Origin of the sequence: Bradyrhizobium sp. (assembly GCF_004799445.1) — a bacterium.
Taxonomy (GTDB): domain Bacteria; phylum Pseudomonadota; class Alphaproteobacteria; order Rhizobiales; family Xanthobacteraceae; genus Bradyrhizobium.
The window spans coordinates 37253-53121 of the sequence record NZ_SSNA01000198.1; the positions used below are offsets into that span (position 1 = coordinate 37253).

General features: G+C 63.1%; 16 protein-coding genes. 2 read left to right on the top strand and 14 right to left on the bottom strand.

Annotated features, from left to right (window positions below; all coding sequences use genetic code 11):
* The 13 genes from paaI to E8A46_RS24985 all read right to left on the bottom strand — a co-directional run bounded on the left by paaI (window position 1) and on the right by E8A46_RS24985 (window position 10792).
* Complete coding sequence (gene paaI, locus E8A46_RS24925; protein WP_291566895.1) at window positions 1-465, bottom strand: hydroxyphenylacetyl-CoA thioesterase PaaI; 465 nt, start codon at window positions 463-465, stop codon at window positions 1-3.
* A gap of 96 nt (window positions 466-561) precedes the next feature.
* Window positions 562-1641 carry a 1,2-phenylacetyl-CoA epoxidase subunit PaaE gene (gene paaE, locus E8A46_RS24930; RefSeq protein WP_291566911.1) on the bottom strand — a complete coding sequence of 360 codons (1080 nt, stop codon included), beginning with the start codon at window positions 1639-1641 and terminating at the stop codon, window positions 562-564.
* A gap of 128 nt (window positions 1642-1769) precedes the next feature.
* Entirely contained in the window at window positions 1770-2273 is a 504-nt protein-coding gene (gene paaD, locus E8A46_RS24935; protein ID WP_291566914.1) for a 1,2-phenylacetyl-CoA epoxidase subunit PaaD, read from the bottom strand.
* Window positions 2267-3043 (bottom strand): 1,2-phenylacetyl-CoA epoxidase subunit PaaC, encoded by a 777-nt coding sequence (paaC, locus tag E8A46_RS24940; protein ID WP_291566915.1) that lies wholly within the window; start codon window positions 3041-3043, stop codon window positions 2267-2269. The genes paaD and paaC overlap by 7 nt, the downstream gene beginning before the upstream one ends.
* 119 nt (window positions 3044-3162) lie before the next feature.
* Window positions 3163-3450: a 1,2-phenylacetyl-CoA epoxidase subunit PaaB gene (gene paaB / locus E8A46_RS24945; RefSeq protein WP_291566917.1), complete on the bottom strand. Its 288-nt coding sequence runs from the start codon at window positions 3448-3450 to the stop codon at window positions 3163-3165.
* Window positions 3451-3462: 12 nt separating this feature from the next.
* Window positions 3463-4458, bottom strand: coding sequence for a 1,2-phenylacetyl-CoA epoxidase subunit PaaA (gene paaA / locus E8A46_RS24950; protein ID WP_291566919.1), 996 nt, complete (start codon window positions 4456-4458; stop codon window positions 3463-3465).
* Window positions 4459-4531: 73 nt separating this feature from the next.
* Window positions 4532-5398: a phenylacetic acid degradation operon negative regulatory protein PaaX gene (gene paaX / locus E8A46_RS24955; RefSeq protein ID WP_291566922.1), complete on the bottom strand. Its 867-nt coding sequence runs from the start codon at window positions 5396-5398 to the stop codon at window positions 4532-4534.
* A 193-nt stretch (window positions 5399-5591) separates the two neighbouring features.
* The gene (locus E8A46_RS24960; protein WP_291566924.1) at window positions 5592-6362 is read right to left on the bottom strand and encodes an alpha/beta fold hydrolase; all 771 of its coding nucleotides are present in this window, start codon (window positions 6360-6362) and stop codon (window positions 5592-5594) included.
* Window positions 6363-6547: 185 nt separating this feature from the next.
* The gene (locus E8A46_RS24965) at window positions 6548-7834 is read right to left on the bottom strand and encodes a DUF445 family protein (RefSeq protein ID WP_291566926.1); all 1287 of its coding nucleotides are present in this window, start codon (window positions 7832-7834) and stop codon (window positions 6548-6550) included.
* A gap of 225 nt (window positions 7835-8059) precedes the next feature.
* Window positions 8060-8536 carry a phasin gene (locus tag E8A46_RS24970; protein WP_291566928.1) on the bottom strand — a complete coding sequence of 159 codons (477 nt, stop codon included), beginning with the start codon at window positions 8534-8536 and terminating at the stop codon, window positions 8060-8062.
* A gap of 182 nt (window positions 8537-8718) precedes the next feature.
* On the bottom strand, window positions 8719-9315 hold the full coding sequence (locus E8A46_RS24975; RefSeq protein WP_291566929.1) for a GNAT family N-acetyltransferase: 597 nt from the start codon (window positions 9313-9315) through the stop codon (window positions 8719-8721).
* Complete coding sequence (locus E8A46_RS24980) at window positions 9312-10409, bottom strand: alpha/beta fold hydrolase (RefSeq protein WP_291566931.1); 1098 nt, start codon at window positions 10407-10409, stop codon at window positions 9312-9314. The genes E8A46_RS24975 and E8A46_RS24980 overlap by 4 nt, the downstream gene beginning before the upstream one ends.
* Window positions 10406-10792 carry a hypothetical protein gene (locus E8A46_RS24985; protein ID WP_291566934.1) on the bottom strand — a complete coding sequence of 129 codons (387 nt, stop codon included), beginning with the start codon at window positions 10790-10792 and terminating at the stop codon, window positions 10406-10408. Before E8A46_RS24985 ends, E8A46_RS24980 begins: the two co-directional genes overlap by 4 nt.
* A 226-nt stretch (window positions 10793-11018) precedes the next feature.
* On the opposite strand from E8A46_RS24985, the gene E8A46_RS24990 reads away from it, so the two are divergent.
* Together E8A46_RS24990 and E8A46_RS24995 are read left to right on the top strand one after the other, a co-directional pair.
* Window positions 11019-11942 carry an alpha/beta hydrolase gene (locus E8A46_RS24990; RefSeq protein ID WP_291566935.1) on the top strand — a complete coding sequence of 308 codons (924 nt, stop codon included), beginning with the start codon at window positions 11019-11021 and terminating at the stop codon, window positions 11940-11942.
* Window positions 11943-11957: 15 nt separating this feature from the next.
* Window positions 11958-12365, top strand: a complete 408-nt coding sequence (locus E8A46_RS24995) for a GFA family protein (RefSeq protein WP_291566937.1) — start codon at window positions 11958-11960, stop codon at window positions 12363-12365.
* Window positions 12366-12515: 150 nt separating this feature from the next.
* On the opposite strand, the gene E8A46_RS25000 is transcribed toward E8A46_RS24995, so the two are convergent.
* Window positions 12516-15749: a cytochrome P450 gene (locus E8A46_RS25000; RefSeq protein ID WP_291566939.1), complete on the bottom strand. Its 3234-nt coding sequence runs from the start codon at window positions 15747-15749 to the stop codon at window positions 12516-12518.
* Window positions 15750-15869 lie beyond the last annotated feature (120 nt).

The following is a 15869-nucleotide window of genomic DNA, read 5'->3' on the forward strand; positions in this document are numbered from 1 at the left end:
TTATTTTTGCCTGACGTCCGTTTCCGGCTCCGGCAGCCACGTGCCGCCGACGCTGCGGGAATGACCGCGAAACTCGGCGATCACGGCGTCGCCCACGGTGACCCGCACATCGTAGATGCCGGAGCGCCCGCTGCGCGAAAGCTCGCGCGCGGTCGCCACCAGGAGATCGCCAAGCTTGCCCGGCCGGATGAAGGTGATGTTGCCCTCGGCCGCGACGACGCGCTCGTTATGGCTGTTGCATGCGAAGGCAAACGCGGAATCGGCAAGGGTGAAGATGAAACCACCATGGGCGATGCGCTGGCCGTTGACCATATGCGGCCCGACCGTCATCGTCAGCGTCGCCTGGCCCGGCCTGACCTCGACGATTTTCATGCCGAGGCCCTTGCTGGCGTCGTCGTCCTTCCACATCGCATCCGCGCAGGCGCGCGCGAGATCGTCGGGCGATAGCGTGGCCTTGACGTTCACAGCGGTCTCCTCGGTATCGGCCCCTTGAAACGGGTCTCTTCAAGCGTGCCTTAGTCTTGAGACGAAGCCACCACGGTGTCAACGATCTCGCAATTGCTAGATATGGTCGTAGTCCACCACCACCCTGTCGGTCGTCGGCCGCGCCTGGCAGGTGAGGATGAACCCCTTTTCGAGTTCCCATGGCTCCAGCGAGTAGTTCACTTCCATCTGCGCAGCGCCCTCGACGAGCTTGGCGCGACAGGTCGAGCACATGCCGCCCTTGCAGGCGAACGGCAGGTCCAGCCCTGCGCGCAAGGCCGCATCAAGAATGGCTTCGCCTTCCGCAACCGGTACCTCGCGGCGTTTGCCGTCGATGATCAGCGCGGCGATCGCCTTCGGCGGCGCGCCCGCCGGTATCACGGTTTTCGGACGCGGCTTGCCGCCGAATTCGGAGACGAAGCGCTCGACATGGATGCGCTCGGCGGCGATGCCGATATCGCGGCAGGTCGCCTCGATGTCCTCGCTCATGCCAATGGGACCGCAGATAAAGACATGGTCGACGCTGGCCGCCGGCACCAGCGAGCGCAACAGCACCCTCACCTTCTCGCCGTCGAGCCGGCCGTGCAGGATCGGGATGTCCTGCTCCTCACCCGAGATGACGTGAAACACCGAAAGCCGGGTAATGAAACGGTCCTTGAGCTCTTCAAGCGCCTCGCGAAACAGCATGCCTCCGGTCGAGCGGTTGCCATAGAACAGGAAAAACCGGCTGTCAGGCTCGCGCGCCAGCACGCCTTTGACGATCGAAAGGATCGGCGTGATGCCGGAGCCGGCGGCGAATCCGACATGGACCCGCGCCTCGCCGGGCGCCGGCGCTATGCCGAAACGGCCGGTCGGCGTCATGACGTCGAGTTCATCGCCGCACTGTAGCTCGTCGGCGGCCCAGCTCGAGAACGCGCCGCCATCGACCTTCTTCACCGCGATGCGTAGTTCGCCATCATCGGGACCGGAGCAGATCGAATAGGAACGGCGCACTTCCTCGCCGTCCATCATCGTTCGCAACGTCAGGTATTGGCCGGGGGAAAAGCTGTAATCGCCTTCAAGCGCCTTCGGGATCGCAAAGGTCACCGACACCGCGTCAGCGGTTTCGCGGCGCAGGTCGTTCACGGCCAAGCGGTGAAAACGGGGTGCGTGGGACATTTCTAAATCTTAGGACTCTCTACTTGCCCGTCACTGCGAGTGGCAAAGCGACGAAGCAATCCATTCACTTTTTTGCGGGCGAGATGGATTGCTTCGCTTCGCTCGCAATGACGGTTTGAATGATGATTTCAGTGACACTTGAAATAATCGAACGGCTCGCGGCAGGTTCTGCAGCGCCACAGCGCCTTGCAGGACGTCGAACCGAACTCGGAAAGTACCTCGGTATCCTTCGAGCCGCATTGCGGGCAGGCCACCTGCTCCACCCCAAACAGCGCCCGCCGGGAGCTTGCGGCCTGCGGCGGCGCGATGCCGTACTCGCGAAGCTTGCGGCGGCCATCTTCGCTCATCCAATCGGTGGTCCAGGCGGGCGACAGCACGGTCCGTACGCTCGAATTGCGAAAGCCCTCGCGCTCCAACGCGAGTTCGACTTCCAGCGTGATCATGTTCATCGCGGGGCAGCCGGAATAGGTCGGCGTGATCGTGACGTCGACGCAGCCATCCGATATCGCGACCTCGCGCAGCACGCCGAGATCGGCAATCGTCAGAACCGGTATCTCGGGATCGACCACGCTGGCTGCGACCTCCCAGGCGCGTTGCCGCAGCTCGGCGTCGTCGAATATGGCGATCACCATGTGGCCCCCGGGAATGTCCGTTGCATCGATTGCAATTCGCTGAGCAGATGCCCGAGATGCTCGCTGTGCCGGCCATTGCGGCCGCCCTGCTGCATCCAGTTATTTCTGGGCAGATCGAGCGTCGCTTCGCTCACGATATCGGAGACCAGTCTGAGCCATGGCGGACGCAAGACTGCGGGATCGACGGCGATACCGGCATCGATCAAGGCACGCTCACTGTCATCGACCTCAAACATTTCGCCGATAAAGGCCCAGAGGTCGTCGATCGCCGTTTGTGCGCGGGCGTGGCTTTCCGCGGTGCCGTCGCCGAGCCGGACGATCCACTCCGACGAATGCCGGACATGATAGGCGCTTTCCTTCTCGGATTTCGCCGCGATCGCCGCCAGCGTCGCGTCACGCGATTTCATCATCGCGCGCCAATAGAGGTCGGCGAATGCGGCGTAGAAAAACTGCCGCACCATGGTGCGGGCGAAATCGCCGTTCGGCTGTTCCAGCAGAAGAAGATTGCGATACTGCCTGACGTCGCGCAAATAGGCGAACTTGTCCTCGTCGTTGCCGTTGCCTTCGACCTTGGCGGCGTAATCGTAAAGTTCGCGCGCCTGACCGAGCAGATCGAGGCCCATATTGGCGAGCGCCATGTCCTCTTCCAGCATCGGCGCGTGGCCGCACCATTCCGACAGCCGGTGCCCCAGGATCAAGGCATCGTCGGCGCGGCGCAGCGTGTACAGCACCAGCGGGGATTCGGAGACCTGGATCGATGCGACGGCCATTTTCAACACTTGCTCTTCCTCATCCTGAGGAGCGCGCCCTGCGCGCGTCTCGAAGGATGGGCCACGGGCCTCATGGTTCGAGACGGCGCTGCGCGCCTCCTCACCACGAGGACGAAAAATCACATATGCCCGACTTCGTCGGGCACGTCGTAAAAGGTCGGATGACGGTAGATCTTGGATTCCGCCGGATCGAACATCATGCCCTTCTCGGCTGGGTCGGACGCGGTGATCGCGCTCGAGGGCACCACCCAGATCGACAATCCCTCGCCGCGGCGGGTGTAGATGTCGCGCGCGGCCTGCAGCGCCAGCGTGACGTCTGCGGCGTGCAGCGAGCCGACATGCTTGTGCGCAAGGCCATTGCGGCTGCGAATGAAGACTTCCCAGAGCGGCGTGTTCGGCGTGGCCATCGTGATCTTCCTTTATTCGGCAGCCTGTGCGGCCTGGCGATAGCTGCGCTTTTCGGCGTAGGCAGCGGCCGCCTCGCGCACCCAGGCGCCCTCTTCATGCGCCTTGCGCCGCGCCGCCATCCGGTCGCGATTGCACGGGCCGTTGCCGGCCAGCACCTGCTTGAATTCATCCCAGTCGATCGCGCTGTATTCCCAATGCCCGGTCGCCAGGTTCTGCTTCATGCCGGGATCGGGAATCGTAAGCCCCAGATATTGCGCCTGCGGCACCGTGGCATCGACGAATTTCTGCCGTAGCTCGTCATTGGAGAAGCGCTTGATCTTCCATTTCGTCGAGGTGTCGCTGTGCTGGCTCGCCTGATCGGGCGGCCCAAACATCATCAGCACCGGCCACCACCAGCGATCCAGCGCATCCTGCGCCATCGCCTTCTGCTCTTCGGAGCCGCGCGAAAGCGTCACCATGATCTCGTAACCCTGCCGCTGATGGAAGGATTCTTCCTTGCAGACGCGGATCATCGCGCGCGCATAGGGACCGTAGGAACAGCGGCACAGCGGAATCTGGTTCATGATCGCCGCGCCGTCGACCAGCCAGCCGATCACGCCGATGTCCGCCCAGCTCAATGTCGGGTAATTGAAGATCGACGAATACTTCGCCTTGCCGGCCAGCATCTGGTCGACCAGCTCCTCGCGCGAGGTGCCGAGCGTCTCGGCGGCGGCGTAGAGGTAGAGCCCGTGGCCGCATTCGTCCTGCACTTTTGCCAGCAGCGCCGCCTTGCGGCGCAGCGACGGCGCGCGGGTGATCCAGTTGCCTTCCGGCAGCATGCCGACGATTTCGGAATGCGCGTGTTGCGAAATCTGCCGGGTCAGCGTCTTGCGATAGGCCGCGGGCATCCAGTCGTTCGGCTCGATGCGCTGCTCATCGTCGATGCGCGCCTGAAACTGCGCCGCCCGTGCGGCGTCTTCAACATTGCGTTCCTCGGCTTCCGACGTATTGAGCGCCTGGGTGTACATGCGCCGGCCTCCCGGATGATCCGGGTTAGATATATAACAGAAATCTCAACATGCAATATAATTCTGTAACATGTCACTCCCCGAAACGGCGCGCCAGCTCGGCGCCGGCGGCGGGCAACCGGCCGGTTTCGTTCAATCCGTTACGGTCGAGCCATTGCTCGGAGGCCGGCAACAGGCCGCGATAGATCTCACCGCAGAGCTGGCGGGCCGCCCGCCCCGGCCAGTCCACCGGCAATAGCAGCGCCGGCAGCAGCGGATCGCGCAGCACCACCCGGCGGTAATAGTGGACCAGCAAAATCCGCGCCGTGAACGCATTGGTGTCCGACAGCCGCGCGCGCCGGCCGATCCAGCCGCGCAGCGGCTCGAACGTCTTGATGAATTTCAGGTAGGCGTCCGCGGTGCGATCGAGCGGCCAGCTTTCGCTGAGTAGGCGGCGGCCACTGTCATCCTCGGCCGAGACTTCGAGCCGGATCGCGGACGCTGCTTCCTCCGGGATCGGAACCCCCGATGGCGCGACCCAGACGCCGGGCAACGGGCTGCCGAAGCCGGCATTCTTGAGCGCCTCGCGCGAGGCGTCGCGATCTTCGCCGTTGCCGATCAGCAGCAGTTCAAAACGCCCGGTCCAATCCGAAGGTTGCGGATCGTAGATATGTTTGGTGGCGGCATCGAAGGTCTGCCGGCCCTTCTTCACCAAGCGATAAAAACTGTTGCGACCGACCTTCTCGCGCTCGAGCCAGCCGTCGGCGGCGAGCCGCGACATCGCGGTGCGCACCACGCCGCTGTCGATGTCCAGCGCCTTGAAAAATTCCAACAGCGTGCCGAGCCAGACCGAACCGCCGCGCGGCACGATGGCGTCACCGAACACGGTGATGACGATGGACCCGGTGCGCGAGGGTTCGCGCTTGAGCTGGTCGATGATGCGGGCAAGCGGCTGCGGCATTGCCAACGCATAGCGCGTTTTTCGGAATTACAAAAACGCCGGCTGCTCTGGCTCATGGTTCGAGACGCGCGGCACAGCCGCGCTCCTCACCACGAGGGTCTGGAAGACCTCATCCTGAGGAGCATCGCAAAGCGATGCGTCTCGAAGCATGAAAGCCACCGGACTGAAAACCCTTCAGTAGTAGCGCCCGACTCTACCTGTTGGGATCGGGGTAAACGATGCTGCGCCAGCCGCTGCGGTCGAATGGCGCCCATTCGCCCTCGGGCTGGGCGAGACGATCGGCCACCGCGTAGACCACGGCTGGATGATGGCCCATGCCGCAATGACTGCTCTCGACCTCGATGCTTTCGGACATCGCGGAGGTCTTCTCCACGCAGCCCTGCCAGGCGCAGATGCCGTCGGTGCGGCTGAAGATCGCGGTGGTCGGCACCGGCGGCGTTTCGGAAAGCGATCCGCCGAACCGATGGTCTTCTTCCTCGGCGCTGCGGCCGCTCGCCATCTCGTAGACGCGCCAGGCGTTGGTGGCCTTGGGATGGCCCGCGAACGGACTGCCGAGCGTGATCACCGAGCGCACGCGATCGGGCATCATCTTCGCAAGCTGCCGCGCATAGAGCCCGCCAAGGCTCCAGCCGACCATGCTGATCCTGCGCCCATGCGTGTCGCTGAGTTCGCGCACCAGATCGACCATGGCGTGCTGCACGCCGTGGCGCAGGCCGAGATTGCGGCCTTGCCGCCAGCCGCTGACCGCGTAGCCGCGGTTCTTCAGGAAGCTGCGCAGCGGCCGCGTTGACGTGTCCGAGGCCACCAGTCCGGGCAACACCAGCACCGGATGTCCGTCGCCTTTCGGCGCGAGACTCAGCAGCGGCAAGACGCCGATAAACGCGCCGAGCTCATGGATAGCCCTGCCTTCCAGAAACATCAGGGTTCTGGACGGTGGGCGCAGCGTTTGGGCAGTGGCGGACATCGTATTTCCTCTTCACAGCCGAAGGCCGGCCAATTGGGCAGTTTTGGGAAACGCGGCTCTCACGCCATTCGTTCCGCAGCGCAACAATCTGTTGAAAGCTAAGACACCGATTCCATCATTCAAGCGCCTGCCATCCGATGGGACAATAGCTCTCGCCCCATAAAACCAACGCCGTGATCTAAAAGTCACAACAATCGCAGCAGGAGTTCCCCGGTGTAGAGCGCGAGGCCGGCAAGGCCGCCAATCAAGGATCCGTTGAAGCGGATGTATTGCAGATCCCGGCCGATGTTGATTTCGATCAGCGAGATCAATTGTCCCATGTCCCAGCCCTTGACCTGGTCGGAGATGAAGCTGGAGACGCCGCTCTTCTGGTCGGCAATAAAGCTTCGCAGCACCGCGACAAAGCCCTGGTTGATTTCGGTCCGCAGTTCGGAATCGGCAGCGAGCGTCTCGCCCGCCTTCACGAACATGCCGGCAAGATGCTGCTGCAGCACATGGCTCTCGCCGCTGGCGCTGCGCTCGATGAAGGCCCGTGCATTCGACCAGATATTGCGCGCGAGATCGCCGAGCTCGGGACGCGCAAGGAGATCGCGCTTCAACCCGTCGATGCGATCGGCATAGCTTTTGTCGCTGGAAAGCCGGTCCACGAACGACAACACCATGCGGTCGAACTCGCCGCGAAATGGATGGTGGGGATCGCTGCGGACTTCCTCGAAGAAGGCGGTCGCGGAGGCGACGATCTTGTTCATCAGAAACTTGTCGGTGCGGTAGAGTTTCAGCAGCGTCGGCAGTTCACCGCGGATTTTCTCGCGGATCATCGCCATGGTTTCCGGCTGCGTCATGGTTTGGTGTACGGCGCGAAGCATGTCGTCGAGCAGTCCCTGATGGCGGCCCTCGGCTACGAAAGCGCGCAGCGTTCCGGCGGCCAGCGGCGCGAAATCGATGCCCTGCAATTGGGTGGTGATGCGGCGGGTGATGAAGGCCATCAGCCCGGATGTTTCCGTTGCCGTCACCGCCTCAGGCAGCAGCCGCAGCGTGAAACGGGCGAGATCAGCGCTGCGCTTGCGGTCGCGCAGCCAGTCGGCGATGAAGGAACCGAAGTCGATCTGGCGCAGCTTGGCTTCGACCGGTGCGGCTTCGAGAAAATGCACCTCGATGAATTCGCCGAGCTTGTCGGCGATGCGGTGCTGATTGGCCTGGATGATCGCGGTGTGCGGGATCGGCAATCCCAGCGGCCTCTTGAACAGCGCCACCACGGCGTACCAGTCGGCCAGGCCGCCGATGGTGGCGGCTTCCGCAAAGGCCGCGACAAAGCCGAAGACCGGGTGCAGCGGCACCAGCAGTTTCGCCGTCACGAACAGGGTCAGCGTACCGGCCAGAACTAGCGTCGCCAGCGCCTTGACCCGCCGCAACTCGGCCGCACGCGCGGCATCGCCGGGCGCGTCAAACGAGAATGTGCCGGGAACGGTCATGGCGGCTTTCGGGGCGGACCGAGATTCGCGTTAAGCTCACGATATCAGCTTCAGTCATTGCGAGCGAAGCGAAGCAATCCAGAGTCGCGCAGACGCACTCTGGATTGCTTCGTCGCATACGCTCCTCGCAATGACGGCAGAGCGACATTGATCTATGCGGATACCGGTCAAAAAGAAGGCCCGCCTGAGCGGGCCTTCGAACTAACGCTACTGACGCGGAAGCGATCAGGCGGTCTTGTTGTAGACCTTGGTGAAGTTGTCCTGGGCAGTCTTGGCGCCATCGGCGACGAGCTTGCCGAGATATTCGGTCGAGGCCTTCGCCCGCGACACCAACACTTCACCGCGCGCGCGCAGCATGTCGGACTGAATCTGCACCGCTTCGTTGAGCGACTTGGCGGAAGCCAGCTTGTCGATACCGGCGAAGAAAGCCTCGGCATCCTGATAGATTGCGTCCTGGATATTGCGGCTGATCTTGGCGGCTTCGCTGACCGAACCGGCAACAGCGGTCTCGATCGCGGCAGTTACCTTCTCCGAGCCGGCCTGCAGGTCGGCGGCGCGTTCCTTGGCGGTCTCCGCCTGCTTCTTCACGAACTCGCGGGCGGCTTCCGGAACTTCCAGGTTCTGCAGCTTGCCGAACGCCTCGGTGACGGGCGCGAAGGCTTCCTTGACGGTGTTCAGCACGGAATTGGTTTCGGTGGTCATGGGGTTTCTCCATCCTCAGGTTTGAGCTATGGGCTCACCCCGTCCGATCTGGCCCGGGGCAAGGCATATATGGCATGGTTAATGGTGCGATGCAACATCAATGGTGCGATGCGATATCACTAATTCGTGATCGGCCTGATTGTTAGGCGGTTTGCTCGGGAAACCGGCGGATTTCCGGCTAATCAGGACGCAACCGCGCCCGGAAGCCCATACGCCTCCATCTGTGCCCTAACCTGCGCCACATTATGCCCGAGCACGACGATGTCGTGCTTTTTGCCTGCCTTGTCCTTCACATGGTCGCGTAGCAGCGCCTCGGCCTTGAACCCGAGGCCCTCGAAGATCGCGATGGCGCCGGTTTGATCGACCGTCATCTGCACCACCAGCTTTTCCAGGCCAGCACCCAGGGCGAGTGCAAAAATCTCCTGCGACAGCACCCGGCCGACGCCCTGGCCACGCACGTCGGAAGCCACCACGTTGCGGATTTCGCCGACATGCGGCGACCAGGACAGGGGATCGCGCACCAGCGTGCCGCATCCCACCACCCTGTCCGCCCTGACCGCGAGCAGGCTTGTGATCGCGCCGCGCTCGATCTCCTTGATCCAGGCGGCCAGAACCTTGGGCTCGCTGATATCGCGCGGCAGGAAGAGCAGATCGTGCACGGGCAGCTTTTGCGCGAAGTCGAGCACGGCGGTCTCGTCGGCCTGCGACATCAGGCGGAATTGGATCTCGCCGGCGTCGGTGGTCGCGCGGCGCGGGTAGGAACGGGTTTCGCTGCTCATGTCGATCTCTCGCATAGCCATGAATCGAGTTTAGGCCACAGCCGCTTGATGGCGTTGGCGCCGGCGACAAGGCTGACGTGGCCGCCCTTGAGGATCACCTCCTCCTTGTCGGCCGAGCCGATCTTCGCAATCAGCGGCTTGGCGGCGTCGTAGGGAACGATGTGATCATGCTCGGCCACCGCATGCAGGATCGGAACCTTGATCTTCGAGATATCCGCTTTCCGTCCACCGACCGACATGGTGTCGTTGTAAAGCTTGTTGTCCCACATCAGGTCCTTGGTGATGGTGCGGAAATACTCGCCGGCCAGCGGCAGCGTGTCGGTCGCCCAGCGATCGAACATCCGGTACGATTTGACGAACTCGTCGTTCCAGATGTTTTCCCACAACTGCACCTGGCTCGCGGCGCGCGAGGCTGGCCGCAGCATTTCGAAGGACGACAGGATCATTTCCGGCGGAACGTTGCCGATGCTGTCGACCAGATGATCGACGTCGAAATATCGCCTGTCGGAAAAATTCTGGAACAGCTTCATCTCGCGGAAATCGACAGGGGTCGTAAAGCAGATCAGGTTCTTCATCGGCCCGTCGGCGAAGATCGAGCCGTAGAGCAGCGACAGCACGCCGCCGAAGCAATAGCCGATCACGGTGACGTCGCTCTCGCCGGAATCGCGCTGCACCTGGCGCACGCAATCCGGAATGAAATCGAGGACGTAGTCCTCCATTCCCAGCCGTTTTTCTTCCGGCTTCGGCGCGCTCCAGTCCAGCATGTAGACGTCGTAGCCGCGCTTTAAGAGAAACTCGATGAAGCTCTGGCCGGGCACCATGTCGAGGATGTAGCCGCGGTTGGTGGTCGCCATCACGATCAGGATCGGCACGCGGTAGATCTCGTCCGCGACCGGCCGATAGTGGTAGAGATTCATGGTGCCGCGGACACTCAGGATATCCTTGGGGGTAGAACCGAGCGACGGGCCCGATGTCGAGATATATTCGACGCCCTTGATGCTGCGCTGGATCGCACGCTGGACCTCGGACTGGATCCGCTCCGGGATGCCAGCCAGATCGAGGCCTGCCGAATTCAGGCCAGCGCTGGCGTTCATTTTTGCTCTCCGCCCGCGGGCGGCGGGCGCCTGGTGCGCGGCGGCCGCGGCGCAGCCGAACCTGCGCCGCCCGGGGCGGCGGGATTGCCATGCACCTGATGCAACAGCGCCTTGATCTCGTTCAGCTGGCCTTCAATCGAGGCCAGCCGCTCGGCCATGCTGACCATCTGCGCCCGGCTCGGCAGGTTCATGCTGAGGAGATATTTCTCCATGAGGTCGCCGAGCTGTTTTTGCGCGCCCGCGGTGACGCCGCCCACCTGATTGACGACCTTGGAAAATTCCGGCGACGCCATCGCCCGATTGGCGAAGGCGTTGAATCCCTTCTCCATCTCGCCAATCATATTCTGCCACAGCGCGACGGGATCGTTGCTCTTGTCTGCCATCGGCGTCCTCCAGCATGATCGCGACTTTCCGCGTATCGCGGCCGAGAAACCGGTTTTCCACTCGCATGGAATAGCGCGCCGGTCTCGGCCGTTTTCCGCCATACCACACCGTTGCGACGGGCCGGTCAACCTGACGACGGCGATTTGCCGGCCAAGGGAGCCTTCTGCGGCGCGAAAAACCGTGTCATAGAGTCGTCAAGGAAAAATCATCCGGGGAACAGCCAAGGTGAATGTATCAGCCCAACAGCCGCCGCAGATCGCCCGCGCCAACGGCATTGACCTTTGCTACGAGATCTTCGGCGATGCCAACGCGGAGCCGATGATCTTGATCATGGGGCTCGGCGCCCAGATGATCCATTGGGACGATGATTTCTGCCGGCAGCTGGCGGCGCGCGGGTTTCGCGTCATCCGCTTCGACAACCGCGATATCGGCAAATCCAGCCACCTCGCCGGCGGCAAGCGCCTGACCGCGGTGGAACTGCTCAAGCTGCGATTCCTGAAAATCCCGGTCCAGGCGCCCTACAGCTTGCGCGACATGGCGGAGGATACGATCGGCCTGATGGAGGTGCTCGGCATCAGGTCGGCCCATGTGGTCGGCTTGTCGATGGGCGGCATGATCGCCCAGGAAATCGCGATTCTGTATCCGCAACGGGTGCGCTCGCTCACTTCCATCATGTCGACAACCGGCAACCCGAAAGTTCCGCCTGCGACCCGCGAAGCGATGGCCATCCTGATGGCGCCGCCGCCGACGACCAGGGATGAATTCTTTGTACGTTTTACGCAGACCTGGAAAGTCCTGCGGGTCGGCAGCTTCCCGGAAGACGAAGCGCTTGACCAGGCCCGTGCCGAACGCACCTTTGCGCGCGGCCTCAATCCGGCTGGCGTCGGGCGTCAACTGCGCGCGATCCTCGCATCAGGCAGCCGCAAGGCGCGGCTGCACACCGTCAAGGCGCCGACGCTGGTGATCCACGGCACCGTCGATCCGCTGGTTCACCCGATGGGCGGCAAGGACACCGCCGCCTCGATACCAGGCGCGAAACTCCTGATGATCGAAGGCATGGGCCACGCTTTGCCGATCCCGATGTGGCCGCAGATCATCGACGCTATCGACAAGCACGCCCACGCGGCTTCAGCCAAAGCGATGCACTAAAGACAGGGGAATGTCATGAGACTGGAAGGCGGATGTTATTGCGGCAGCGTACGCTATGTCGCCGAAGGCGAACCGATGTTGAAGGCACAATGCCATTGCCGCGAGTGCCAATATATCTCGGGCGGCTCGCCCAATATGTTCATGCTGATGCCGGTCGACGGTTTTGCCTATACCAAGGGAACGCCCAAGCAATTCACCCGCAGCGACCTGGAAGGCGCCGTCACCCGCGAATTCTGCGCCGAATGCGGCACGCATCTGGTCACGCGGCGGCCGGGATTGAACGCCGTGATCCTCAAGGTCGGCACGCTCGACGATCCCGCGTTCTTCGGCAGCGCGCAGATGGCGATCTTCACCGTCGACAAGCAGGCTTTCCATCAAATCCCGGAAGGGATTCCGAGCTTCGAGCGGCTGCCGAAAAGGTAAGGCCGCCAGACGAGTTGTAGGGTGGGCTTAAGCGAAGCGAGCCCACCATCACGAGCACTGGACGCATCATAGTGGGCACGGCGAACGAGCGCCTTTGCCCACCCTACCGGATCGGCACCGCCCGCGCGAACGAAAGCGGCGACGGCTGCCTCACCCGCCCGCCCAGACATCCAGCACATAGCGGTTCCTGGCGCCGAGATCGTCGATCCAGCGCTGCGCCGCATCGGCATCGACGCCTTTGCGCTGCCGGTAGATCCCGACAATCGCGGCCTTGACGTCCGGCTCCATCTTGCCGCCGTCGCCGCAGACGTAAATGATCGCGCCCTGTTCGATCAGGCTCCAGACACGATCGCTCTCGGCCGCGACCAGGTTCTGCACATAGGTCTTGGGACCCGCGGCGCGCGAGAACGCGGTGTGCAGTTCGGTGATGCCGCTGTCGGCGAAGGCTTTCAACTCGTCCGCATAGAGATAATCCTGATCGGGGTGGCGACAGCCGAAAAACAGCATCGCCGGGCCAAGGCTTGCGCCCCCGGCTTTCAACGCGGCGCGCTCCTGCAAGAAGCCGCGGAATGGCGCCAACCCCGTGCCGGGACCGACCATGATGATCGGCACGGCGGGATCGTCGGGCAGCCGGAACCCGGCCTTGGTTTCGCGCACCGTCGCATGGATGGTCTCGCCACCGCGACGTCCGGCAAGGTAGTTCGAACAGATGCCTTTATAAATGCCGCGACCCGAACTCGCGGGTCCCTCGACCACGGCAACGGTGACGCTGCAGCGCGAGGGATCCACCGAGGGCGACGAAGAGATCGAATAATAGCGCGGCGCCAGCAGTGACAGCATTTCGAGATAGGCGTGGAACGGCAGTTCGCAGGCCGGATGTTCCTCCAGCAGATCGAACACCGATTTGCGCCTTGCCAGGATTTCCGCACGATAGCGTTCGGTGGACGCGACATCGTCGCCGACAACGGCCAGCAGTTTCGGCTTTGTCTGGGGACAGCGGGTATTCTCCGACATGATCTGGATCTGCTTGCGGGTCGCGACCTGCTGCAATTCGACGAAATCGGTCAACAACCGTCCGACCGACACCGGCTCGCCGACCGGCAGTTGCGCGCGCCGGCCTTCGGCGACCTGCAACCCGATCTGATCGGAGGGCAGAAATCCGAAGCGGCGCGCGACCGAATCCACCAATGCCGGATCGTTGCGCGGCACCACGCTGAGATGGTCGCCGACCCGGTAGGTGACGTCAGGCGGCAGTTGCACCTCGATGTGACGGGTCGACCGTTCCGACGCGCTGGCGCCCTGCTTGTTTTGCAGTTCGGTATTGGCCAGGACCTTCATCGGCAAAGCGCCGCCGAGCGCGACGACGGCATTGACCGCCGAGGCCGCCACCGGCTCGATCTGGTAGAGCGGCTCGTCGTTTGCGCTGCGGCTGAAACTGGAGTCGACACCGAACTCCTTCACGGCCTGAGGCGCGGCCTTCGCAAACCATGCCTCGAATTCGCCATCGAGATCGCTGCGCGCATCGCCCTCGCCGCGCGCATACACGCTGCGGCCACCATGCGCCGCCAATTGCTCGTCGATCAGTCGCGGGATCGACTGATAGGTCGCGGCCCAGTCGCTGTTGCCGCAGCCGAACACCGCGTAGCGCACCTTGGCAAATGCATCCTTCGGCAGGTTGCCGCCGAGCCATTTGACGAACTGCGTGGCATTGTCGGGCGGCGCGCCGTTGTACGACGCGCAGAAGATCAGGACGCCGCCCTGCTCCGGCAACTTGCCCACGAAGTCGTCGAGCGGCGCCAGTCTGGTCGCAAAGCCGTTGACCTCGGCGAGATCAGCCACGCGAGTGGCGAGTTCCTCGGCGGTGCCGAGATTCGATCCGTACAGCACCAGCAGCGGCGTGTTGTGCCCGGGACGGGTCCGTGCGCGCGGCGCTGCCACCGCGCTCGAAGCCGTCGTCGTGGCAGCACCCGCATGCGTGCCGCGCTCCTTGTCCGTACGCGGCCGCACCTTGATCTTGAACCCGTCCGGCTTGATCGTCAGCGTCTCCTTCAGATGCATCTGGTAGCGGTTGACGTCGATCAGCTTGAAGCGCTGCAGGATCATCCCGATCGCAAGTGCGGCCTCATGCATGGCAAAGCCGCGGCCGATGCAGGCGCGCTGGCCATTCCCGAACGGCTTCCAGGCATTGACGGGACGCGCCGCCTCCGCCTCGCGGGAAAAATTCTCCGGATCGAACGCGTCGGGGTTCGGCCCCCAAACGCTGGGGTCGCGATGCAGCGCCAATACCAGCACCGTGACAAAAGTGTTCTTCTTGAGCTTGTATTTGCCGCCGATGGTCTCATCGGCCAGCGGCGAGATGCCATAGGCCGGCGCGGGCGGCCACAGCCGCAGGGCTTCCTTCAGAATCTGCGTGATGTAGGTGAGCTGGGTTACCTGCTGATAGGTCGGTTTGGCGTTGATATCGCCCCCGAGCACCCGGTCGACTTCCTCATAGGCCTTCTTCAGGACGTCGGGATGCTTCAACAGCGCATAGAGCGTGCACGACAACAGCCCGCTGGTGGTTTCGTGCCCGGCGATCAGGAAGGTGTTGATCTGGTAGCGGATGTTGACGTCATCGAGCTGCTCGCCGGTCGCGCGGTCGACGCCCGTCATCATGGCGGCGAGCATGTCCTTCTTGTCATCGGCGGCCGCCGCGTTCCTGCGACGCTCGGCGACGATCTCGTCGACCATCTTGTTCATGAAGGCGACGTCGCCGGCGAGATCGCGGCGACGTTTCTGCATCCACCAATTTTCCAGCGGCAGGCCGCGGATCATCATGATGGTCTCGAGCGAGCGTACCAGTGACGCCACAAAGGGGTGATAGTCGCGCCGATAGAACGAATTGAAGCGGTAGTCGAAGCCGCACAGTCCGATGGTATCCAGCGTCAGCGCGGTCATGTCGTGGACGACGTCGATCTCCTCGTCGGCGTTCAGCCGCTCCCACTTCTTCACAAGTTGCTCGGCGATATCGACCATGCTCGGGTGATACGACTGCATGGCGCGATTGCCGAACGGCTGCAGCAGGATGTTGTGCGCCTTGCTCCAGTTCGGCTCGGTCGTATCGGCGGTAAACAGGCCGTCGCCGCCGATCGCGCGCACCCGGCGCAGCGGCCCGCGCACCGCCTTGTCGAAACGCTTCTCGTCACTGAGTTCGTTGACGAGGTCGTGGCCGGCGACGATGACCAGCGGCGCGCCCATCATGTCGAGCCAGAGGATCGGCCCCAGTTCCCTGGCCAGCCGGGCCAGGTTTTGCACCGGCGCTGTCGAATCCAGCGACAGCATGTTGCCGACCACCGGCCTGGTCGGCGGATGCGGAATTGGGCTTAGTCGGTTGGTCGACGCCATTTGCGGATTCTTCCCCCTGCAAAATCTTCGTTCTTAGACGTCATTGCGAGCCAACGGGTCGCGCGAATGCGCGCCCGATGACAGGCTCCGCGAAGCAATCCATTGCGCCACAAAGAGAAT